The 9,332-nt window shown below is 70.4% G+C and carries 7 protein-coding genes; 3 read left to right on the forward strand and 4 right to left on the reverse strand.

Features of this window, described 5'->3' with window-relative positions; genetic code table 11:
* Positions 1–2,195, reverse strand: a 2,195-nt coding sequence (locus A6Q79_RS17185) for a transglycosylase domain-containing protein (protein WP_317698845.1), incomplete at its 3' end; no start/stop codon positions are given.
* A gap of 684 nt (positions 2,196–2,879) precedes the next feature.
* Here A6Q79_RS17185 and A6Q79_RS17190 point away from each other — a divergent pair.
* From A6Q79_RS17190 to A6Q79_RS17200, 3 genes are all read left to right on the forward strand, one after another.
* On the forward strand, positions 2,880–3,455 hold the full coding sequence (locus tag A6Q79_RS17190) for a PadR family transcriptional regulator (RefSeq protein ID WP_067860738.1): 576 nt from the start codon (positions 2,880–2,882) through the stop codon (positions 3,453–3,455).
* A gap of 50 nt (positions 3,456–3,505) precedes the next feature.
* On the forward strand, positions 3,506–4,609 hold the full coding sequence (locus A6Q79_RS17195; RefSeq protein ID WP_317698846.1) for an inositol-3-phosphate synthase: 1,104 nt from the start codon (positions 3,506–3,508) through the stop codon (positions 4,607–4,609).
* Between the two features lie 133 nt (positions 4,610–4,742).
* Complete coding sequence (locus A6Q79_RS17200; protein WP_286689238.1) at positions 4,743–6,356, forward strand: phosphatase PAP2 family protein; 1,614 nt, start codon at positions 4,743–4,745, stop codon at positions 6,354–6,356.
* Positions 6,357–6,371: 15 nt separating this feature from the next.
* Here A6Q79_RS17200 and A6Q79_RS17205 read toward each other — a convergent pair whose 3' ends face one another.
* The 3 genes from A6Q79_RS17205 to A6Q79_RS17215 all read right to left on the reverse strand — a co-directional run.
* A complete protein-coding gene (locus A6Q79_RS17205) occupies positions 6,372–7,400 on the reverse strand; it encodes an adenosine deaminase (RefSeq protein ID WP_286689237.1) in 1,029 nt (342 codons plus the stop codon).
* Positions 7,397–7,831 carry a hypothetical protein gene (locus tag A6Q79_RS17210; protein WP_067860746.1) on the reverse strand — a complete coding sequence of 145 codons (435 nt, stop codon included), beginning with the start codon at positions 7,829–7,831 and terminating at the stop codon, positions 7,397–7,399. The genes A6Q79_RS17205 and A6Q79_RS17210 overlap by 4 nt, the downstream gene beginning before the upstream one ends.
* 168 nt (positions 7,832–7,999) lie before the next feature.
* The coding region (locus tag A6Q79_RS17215; RefSeq protein WP_317698847.1) for a glycosyl hydrolase family 65 protein at positions 8,000–9,332 on the reverse strand (1,333 nt) is incomplete at its 5' end.

Below are 9,332 nucleotides of genomic sequence, written 5' to 3' on the forward strand. Positions count from 1 at the left end.
CAGTTACGCTGGCGAGAGATACACCAATCTGGGCGGTTGGCGATCATGCTGTGCAGGCGCGCCTGACCCCAGGCCGGGGTGAACTCGGTGGCTTCGATACCGGCCAGCGCGCGCTCGCGCAGAGTCTTGCCATCTTTGCCTGTGATATCCATGCCAACGAACCACTGGGCCGTGGCGCGGTAGATCACCGGCGTTTTGTGGCGCCAGCAATGCATGTAGCTGTGGGTGATTGGCGTGTGAGCCATCAGCGCGTTCACGTCACGCAGCTTCTCGATGATGTTAGGGTTGGCTTTCCAGATCATCTGGCCGCCGAAGAACGGCACCAGGTAACCCTCGATGTCCTCGTTGCCCACGCCGCGGCTCAACGTCACGGCCGTGGCCAGCTTGGGCGTCGCGCCGACGAACCACGACGACGAGACGTGCTGGTCCGCGTCGTTCTTGCCCGCCGTGGCGGTACCCGTCTTGCCGATCGTCGGGCAGATGGTGCGGCCGTTGGTTCCCGTGCCGACCGACGTCACCTTCTGCAGCGCCGCCACCGTGTCGCCCGCGACGTCCTCAGGGATCGAGCGCCGCGTCTCGCGCTTCGGCAGCTCGAGGTCGTTGCCCCCGGAGCCGGTGACCTTCTTCAGGACGTGCCACTGGGCGCGCTCGCCACCAGCGGCGATGGTCGCGTAGGCGTTGGCCATGTCGACGGCGGGGACGCCGGCGAAGCCGAGCGACGTGACCGCGACCGGGTTGATCTTGTCGGTCACCGAGCGCGGGATGCCCGCCTGGTTGGCGGCCTTGAGGATCTTGCGCGCGCCGATGCTCGCGTCGGCCTCGGCGCCCCCGCTCATCTGCTGCGTGAGGTCGACGAACGCGGTGTTGATCGACTCCTGCGTCGCCATCTCGAGCGTGACGGGGCCGAACGAGCGTCCACCGCTGTCGCCCTGGTTGCCGACGATGCTGTTGCCGATGCGCAGCGGCGAGCTGCCGTTCAGCGTGGTGCGCAGGCCGTAGCCGTCCTCGAGGCCGGCGATCACGGCGAACACCTTGAACGTCGAGCCCGGCTGGACGCTCTGCATCGCCCAGTTCAGCTGGCTCTTGAGGTAGTCGCGCCCGCCGTACATGGCCTTCACGTCGCCCGTTCCCGGCTCGACGGAGACGAGTCCGACGTTGAGCTCGTTCAGGTTCTGCGGGATGATCGTGCGCACCGCGTTCACCGCGTCGCGCTGCAGGCGACGGTCGAACGTCGTCGTGACCCGCAGGCCGCCGCCGTCGATCTCGTTGTCGGAGAAGCCCGCCTGGCGCAGCTGGGTGCGGACCAGCTCGAGCAGATAGCCGCTCGTGCCCCGGAACCGGTTGCTGTTCTTCTTGCGGACGACCCGCGGCAGCTGGTCCTGGTACTTCGCGGCCTCGTCGGCGGTGATCGCACCCGACTTGACCATGCCGTCGAGCACGTAGCGGTAGCGCGGGAGGATCCGCTCCTTCGCCCCCTCGGCGTACGGGTCGTAGTAGCTCGGGCTGTTGATGATGGTGGCGAGCAGCGCGGCCTGGGCGTAGTTCAGGCGGGAGGCCGGACGGTCGAAGTAGGTCTGCGCGGCGACCTGGACGCCGTAGGAGCCGTTGCCGAAGTAGATGGTGTTGAGGTAGCCCTCGAGGATCTCCTGCTTGGAGAGCTGGTTGTGGATCTTGATCGAGAGGATCGCCTCGCGCACCTTGCGCTTGTAGGAGCGCTCCTGGTTCAGGTAGAGCACCTTCACGTACTGCTGCGTGATGGTCGAGCCACCGCTGGTGATCTGACCGCTCGTGGCGTTGTCGCGCACGGCCCGCAGGATGCCCTTGAAGTCGATGCCCTGGTTCTCGTAGAACGTGCGGTCCTCCGCGGCGATGACAGCCGCCTGCATGACGGAGGGCACCTCGTCGAGCGGGATGCTCTCGCGGTCCTGCATCGCGAAGGTGCCGAGCTCGCTCTTGCCGTCGGAGTAGTAGACCTTCGTCGTCTGCGTCTGGAAGTCGGCGTTCGCGTCGGGGATCGAGATGATCCGGTAGAGCACGAAGAAGAGCAGCGCCGCTGCGAGGATGCCGAGCACCAGCAGGAGCGCCAGCCAGCGGAGCACCCGCTTCCAGCGCGGTCCGTCACCGCCGATGCGGCGGAACAGACCGGGCTTGCGGGGCGTGCTCTTCGGCTTGGTTCGGTGCGTGCTGGTGGCCACGGACCACTTCCTCCGTCTCGGCCCTGCGGGCAGGGCGTGGTGCTGTGCGTGCGCCCGGGACACGGCGCGGCATCGCTCCAGTGTGCCCGATCATCCTGAGAACCCAAGGATGGCGGGTCGACGCCGGACCCGGCAGCGGTTCCGTCGAATCCCCCGCGGCACCGCCCGCGACGCTCACCGCAAGACCTCTCGCTGGGCGTCGGGCCGCGCTGAGCCGTTGCCGAGTGGTCTCGATACGTCAGGACTTCGCAAGCTCGTCCTGACTACTCGACCAGCGGAGGGGTTCGCTGGTCGAGTAGCGCGGGGCCGCGACGAAGGAGCGTGCTCCGGGCGTATCGAGACCACCCCAAGCAGACGCTGGGAACCGGCCCCCGCCGACCCGTTGCCCAGTGGTCGCTGAGGGTCGGCCCGCGCTGAGCCGTTGCCGGGTGGTCTCGATACGCAGCACGGAGCTCCTTCGTCGCCCGTGCCGCTACTCGACCAGCGGGATCCTCCGCTGGAGCGGGCGGCGGTTCCGACGGATCCCCGCGACACCCGCCGCGGACCGGACATGACCGGACAACAGGACCTGACATGACCTGACACCAGCACCTGACATGGGCTGACATGAACTGCCGATCTGATGTATCGTCCCGATATAGCGGGTCGTCGCCGGGCGCCCCACCGAGCAGCGGGGAGGGTTCGATGGCACGTCGTGGCGCGACCCTCGAGCTGGCGGTCATGGGCCTGCTGCACGACACGCCGATGCACGGCTACGAGCTGCGCAAGGAGCTCATCAGCCTGCTCGGGCTCGGGCGGGTGCTCTCCTACGGCACCCTCTACCCCTGCCTGAAGACGCTGGTCCGCGCCGGCTTCATCGAGGCCGACGAGGACCGCGACGTCGAGGTGCGCGGACGCCGCAACCGGATCGTCTACCACCTCACCGCCGCCGGCAAGGAGCACTTCGCCACCGCGATGGAGGACTCCGGACCGGCCACCTGGGACGACGAGACGTTCAGCGTGCGGTTCGCGTTCTTCGGCCGCACCGAGTCGGCCGTCCGCGTGCGCATCCTCGAGGGCCGGCGCAGCCGGCTGCAGGAGCGTCTCGAGCACGTCCGCGAGGCCAACCAGCGCGGCCGCGACCGCGCCGACGCCTACACCCGCGAGCTCCAGCGCCACGGCCTGGAGTCCGTCGAGCGCGAGGTGCGCTGGCTCACCGACCTGATCGAGCGCGAGCGCAACCCCCACCCCGACCCGGCCGAGCGGCCCGGGTCCCCCTGACCCTCTTCCACCGAGCACGAGCAACCAACCACCCACCTGAAGGAGAACCCATGGGTTCGGCGAACCACCAGATCCGCGTCGCCATCGTCGGCGTCGGCAACTGCGCCACCTCCCTGATCCAGGGCGTCGAGTACTACAAGGACGCTGATCCGGCGGGCACGGTCCCCGGACTCATGCACGTCCAGTTCGGCGACTACCACGTGAGCGACATCGAGTTCGTGGCCGCGTTCGACGTCGACGCGAAGAAGGTCGGCTTCGACCTCGCCGACGCCACCACGGCCAGCGAGAACAACACGATCCGCATCACCGACGTCCCGCCGACCGGTGTCACCGTGCAGCGCGGTCACACGCTCGACGGTCTCGGCAAGTACTACCTCCAGACCATCGAGGAGTCCGACGCCCCCGCGGTCGACGTCGTCCAGGTGCTCAAGGACACGCAGGCCGACGTGCTCGTCTCCTACCTGCCGGTGGGCTCGGAGGAGGCCGACAAGTTCTACGCGCAGTGCGCGATCGACGCGAAGGTCGCGTTCGTCAACGCGCTGCCCGTCTTCATCGCCTCCGACCCCGAGTGGGCGAAGAAGTTCGAGGACGCGGGCGTCCCGATCATCGGTGACGACATCAAGAGCCAGGTCGGCGCGACGATCACGCACCGCGTCATGGCGAAGCTGTTCGAGGACCGCGGCGTCGCGCTCGACCGCACCTACCAGCTGAACGTCGGCGGCAACATGGACTTCAAGAACATGCTCGAGCGTGAGCGTCTGGAGTCCAAGAAGGTCTCGAAGACGCAGGCCGTCACCTCCAACCTCCAGGGCGAGCTGGCCGGCAAGGTCCACGACCGCAACGTCCACATCGGTCCCTCGGACCACGTCGAGTGGCTCGACGACCGCAAGTGGGCCTACGTGCGCCTCGAGGGTCGCGCGTTCGGCGACGTGCCGCTGAACCTGGAGTACAAGCTCGAGGTCTGGGACTCCCCCAACTCCGCCGGCATCATCATCGACGCCATCCGCGCGGCGAAGATCGCCAAGGACCGCGGCGTCGGCGGTGCCCTGCTGAGCGCGTCGTCCTACCTGATGAAGAGCCCGCCGGAGCAGCGTCCCGACGACGTCGGCCGCCAGCGCCTCGAGGCCTTCATCTCCGGCACCGAGGAGCGCTGACCCGCGACCCTGCGTGACACCGAGGCGGTGTCGCCCGGTCCTCCCCCTGGGAGCCCGGCGACACCGCCTCGGCGCGTCCGGGCCCGGTCCGCACTACGCTGAACCCGGCCAGACCCCGACCGGAAGGACGCCTGTGTCGATCGACCTGCGTCGCGCCGAGCCCGGCCGCGACGGCGTGTACGCGACCGTGCTCGTCGTCCTCGTGACGCTGCTCGCCCTGCTCGCGTTCCTCGTCGGCACCGACGCCGCCTGGCTGCAGGACGTCGACGACGGCGTGGCCCGGGCGGCGTTCGACGTGAGCGTCGCGCGACCGTGGCTGGTCGACGTGCTCGAGGTGCTGGCGGTCGTGCTGTCCAACGTCGGCGTCGGCATCGTCCTGGCCCTCCTGGCCGGCGTGGCGCTGGCACGGCGCGAGTGGCGCATCGCCACCTGGATCGCGCTCAGCGGCGTGGTCGGCATCGGCGGCAACGCCCTGGTCAAGCTCGTGTTCCAGCGTCCGCGGCCCGCGTGGGAGGAGCCGATCCACGAGATCGGCGGCTACTCCTTCCCGAGCGGGCACTCCGCCGGCGCCGGTGTGCTGTTCACGGTCCTCGCGCTGCTGACGATCGTGCTGACCGGCCGTGGGTGGCGCCGTCGGCTGCTGATCACGCTGTGGGTCCTGCTGGCGCTGGTGACGGCCGCCGACCGCGTGCTCCTCGGCGTGCACTACCTCTCCGACGTCACCGCCGGCCTGACCCTCGGCGCCTTGGTGACGGTCGTGCTGTGGCTCGCGGTCGCGACCGACGCGACCCGGCTCCCGCCCGAGCTCGCGGTGGTCACGGGCACGGGCCGCAAGCGCGTGGCGGTCGTCCTCAACCCCTCCAAGCTGACCGACGTCGAGGAGTTCAAGACCCTCGTGCGGCTGGTCGCCGGCCAGCACGGCTGGAACGAGCCGGCCTGGTTCGAGACGACGGTGGAGGACCCGGGCTACGGCCAGACCGAGGCGGCGCTCGAGGCCGACGCCGACCTCATCATCGCCGCCGGCGGCGACGGCACCGTGCGTGCGGTGTGCGAGGAGGCCGCTCGCACCGGCGTGGCCGTGGCCATCATCCCGCAGGGCACCGGCAACCTGCTGGCGCGCAACCTCGGCATCCCGCTCAACCCGCGCGACGCCCTCGAGGTGGCGTTCGGCGGGCAGGACAAGGCCATCGACCTCGCCCGGTTCAGCACCGACGCCGGCGTCGAGACCAGCTTCCTCGTCATGGCGGGCCTGGGCATGGACGCGATGATCATGACCGGCGTCAACGACGAGCTGAAGAAGAAGGTCGGCTGGGTCGCCTACGTCGTCTCGGGCGTCAAGGCGCTGCGCTACTCCGGCACCAAGGTCACGATCACCGTCGACGACGGCGAGCCGCGCACGTTCCGCGCCCGCACGGTCGTCATCGGCAACGTCGGCTACCTGCAGGCGGGGCTCCCGCTGCTGCCGGAGGCGCAGATCGACGACGGCGAGCTCGACGTCGTGGTGATCGCGCCGCGCCGGTTCTTCGGGTGGGTCTCGATCGCGGTCCGCGTGATCACGCGCCGCAAGCGCACCAACGACCGTCTCGACCGGTTCACGGGGCGCCGGGTGCACGTGAAGGCCACCGGCCCGACCCCGATGCAGCTCGACGGCGACCCCGTCGACGAGGGCACCGAGATCACCGCCGAGGTCCGCCCCGGCGTGCTGCTGGTGCGGGTGCCGGTGGCCCCGACCGTGCAGAAGGGCTGACGCAGACCGAGCGGGTCAGACGGCGTCGAGCTCGGCGCGGATCGACGTCTTCACCGCGTCGGGCGCGAACGACGCGTCGACCGCCGCCCGCGCGAGGTCGACGACGCCGGGGCGGTCGAGCGACAGCAGGTCGGCCGCCACCGCGTACTCGCGGGTGAGGGTCGTGCCGAACATCGGAGGGTCGTCGCTGTTGATCGTGACCGGGACGCCCGCGGCGACGAGCGTCGGCAGCGGGTGCTCGTCGAGCGAGGGCGTCGAGCGGGTGCAGACGTTCGACGTCGGGCACACCTCGAGCACGATGCCGCGCTCGGCGAGCAGCGCCATGAGCGCGGGGTCCTGCGCGGCCGCGATGCCGTGCCCGATGCGCTCGGCCCCGAGGTGCTCGATCGCGTCGCGGATGGTCTGGGGCCCGGTCGACTCCCCGGCGTGCGGGACGCTGTGCAACCCGGCGGCGCGCGCCGCGGCGAAGTGCTCCGCGAACTGTGGACGGGGCACGCCGATCTCGGGCCCGCCCAGGCCGAAGCCGACGAGCGCGTCGGGCGCATGGTTCAGGGCGACGTCGAGCGTGACGTCGGCGGCCTCCAGGCCGGACTCGCCGGGGATGTCGAAGATCCAGCGCAGCACGAGGCCGGTGTCGGCCTCGACCCGACGTCGCGCGTCCTCGACGGCCTCGAGGTAGGCCTCGACGGGGATGCCGCGGACGATCGACGTGTACGGGGTGAGCGTCAGCTCCGCGTAGCGGACGTTCTGCGCGGCGAGGTCGGTGCCGACCTGGTGCGTGAGGGTCCAGATGTCGTCGGGGGTGCGCAGCAGGTCGACGACCGAAAGGTACACCTCGACGAAGTGCGCGAAGTCGGTGAAGCGGAAGTAGTCGGCGAGCGCGGTGGGATTGGTGGGCACCGGGGTGCTGCCCTCGTGCCGGGCCGCCAGCTCGGCGACGGCCTCGACGGACGCGGAGCCGACGTGGTGCACGTGCAGCTCCGCCTTCGGCAGGCCCTGCAGGAACGCGAGGTCGACGGACTCGACGTCCTGCGGCCCGCTCACGGCTGCTCGGTGGTGTCGTCGGGGTCCGGCACCAGGGTGAGGTGCGGTTGCGCGGCCTGCTGCCGCTCGACGACGCTGCCCCGGTCGGCGAACTCGACCTCGAGCGAGAGCACGTTCTCGTCCTGCAGGTCGAAGGTCACCCGCCGCGCGGTCGCGGTGAGGTTGCCGGCCTTGCCCTCGGCGAGCCACTCGGTGCTGCCGTCGTCGCTGACCAGGCCGACCCGCGCCTGCTCGCCGCGCTGGCCGCGGAAGACGACGGGACCGGGGCCGCTGTCGCGGATGACGAGCGCACCGCGGCTGACGCGTCGGTCGTCGGTCTCGACGGTCGGGGCCTCGTCGCCGCCGACCCGCCCGAACGACCACTTCTGGTCGACGAGGACGACGTCCTCCCCGGACCTGCCGTCACTGACCTCGTACCTGACGATCAACACACCCCGCAGTCTAGGGCGGGTCCGACAGGTCCCGCGCGACGGACCGCCCCGCCTGCGCCCGGTTACGTGGGGCCCCACCCAAACCTGCAGAAACCCCGCACGTTTGCGATGGGGAGAGCCCGTTTGCGTGGGGCCCCACGCAAACGGGCCTCACGGGCGACCCATGGGTCAGGCGCCGGGGACGATGGCGGAGATGATCGTGCCGTCGGAGCGGCGGGTGCCGATCGGGCTGGGCGGCTCGCCCTCGAGGCGCGGACCCTGGCCGTCCAGCGGCACGGTGACGGGGGCGTCGGGCCCGACCACGACCTCGGCGCCCCGCACCTCGAAAGCCAGGTGCCCGGTGCCGTCCTCGACCACGAGCTCGAGCTCGTCGGGGCGCACGGTCACGCGCACGCGGGTGCCGCGCAGCGTGAGCCGGTAGGTGAGCGACTCCCAGTCGTCGGGCAGGCGCGGGTCCATCGTCCACTGCCCGGCGCCGAGGTCGCGGAAGCCGCCGAACCCGGCGGCCACGGCGCTCCACACCCCGCCGGTCGACGCGACGTGCACGCCGTCGGACGTGTTCCCGTGCCGGTCGGCGAGGTCGACGAACAGCGCCGACAGGAAGTAGCGGTACGCGAGGTCGTGGTAGCCGACCTCGGAGGCGATGATCGACTGCACGACCGCCGACAGCGTCGAGTCGCCCGTGGTGATCGGGTCGTAGTACTCGAAGTCGGCGCGCTTCTGCTCGGGCGTGAAGTCCTCGCCCTGCAGGAACAGCGCCAGCACGACGTCGGCCTGCTTCAGCACCTGGAACCGGTAGATGACGAGCGGGTGGTAGTGCAGGAGCAGCGGACGCTTGTCGAGCGGCGTGTGGTCGAGGTCCCACATCTCGCGCTCGAGGAAGTGCGAGTCCTGCGGGTGGATGCCGAGGTGCTCGTCGAACGGGATGCTCATGTTGCGGGCCGCGCGACCCCACTCCTCGACCTCCTCGTCGGTGAGCGAGAGGCGCGCCTTCGCGTCGGCGTACGCCGTGGGATTCGAGTGCTGCAGCGTGCGCACCGCCTCGGCCGCGCGGCGCAGGTTGAAGCGCGCCATGACGTTCGTGTACAGGTTGTCGTTCACGACCGTCGTGTACTCGTCGGGCCCCGTGACGCCGTGGATGTGGAAGGTGCTGCCCTCCTCGCTGCGCCAGAAGCCGAGGTCGGCCCAGAGCCGGGCGGTCTCCACGAACACGTCGATGCCCTCGCGGTCGAGGAACTCGACGTCGCCCGTGGCCCCGACGTACTGGCTCAGCGCGTACGCGATGTCGGCGTCGATGTGGTACTGCGCGGTGCCGGCCGCGTAGTACGCCGACGCCTCCTCGCCGTTGATGGTGCGCCAGGGGAACAGCGCGCCCTTCTGCGCGAGCTGGCCGGCACGGCGACGTGCCGCGTCGAGCAGCGAGTAGCGGAAGCGCAGCGCGTTCCGCGCGGCCCGCGGCGTGGTGTACGTCAGGAACGGCATGACGTAGACCTCGGTGTCC

Origin of the sequence: Aeromicrobium sp. REDSEA-S32_B7, from assembly GCF_001626145.1 — a bacterium.
In the GTDB taxonomy this organism is placed as follows: Bacteria; Actinomycetota; Actinomycetes; order Propionibacteriales; family Nocardioidaceae; genus Aeromicrobium; species Aeromicrobium erythreum.

What these genes read in the sequence shown, in the direction of transcription:
- A6Q79_RS17190 (WP_067860738.1), top strand. Translation starts at nt 2,880, where the DNA reads ATGGCACGTCGTGGCGCGACCCTCGAGCTGGCGGTCATGGGCCTGCTG.
- A6Q79_RS17195 (WP_317698846.1), top strand. Translation starts at nt 3,506, where the DNA reads ATGGGTTCGGCGAACCACCAGATCCGCGTCGCCATCGTCGGCGTCGGC.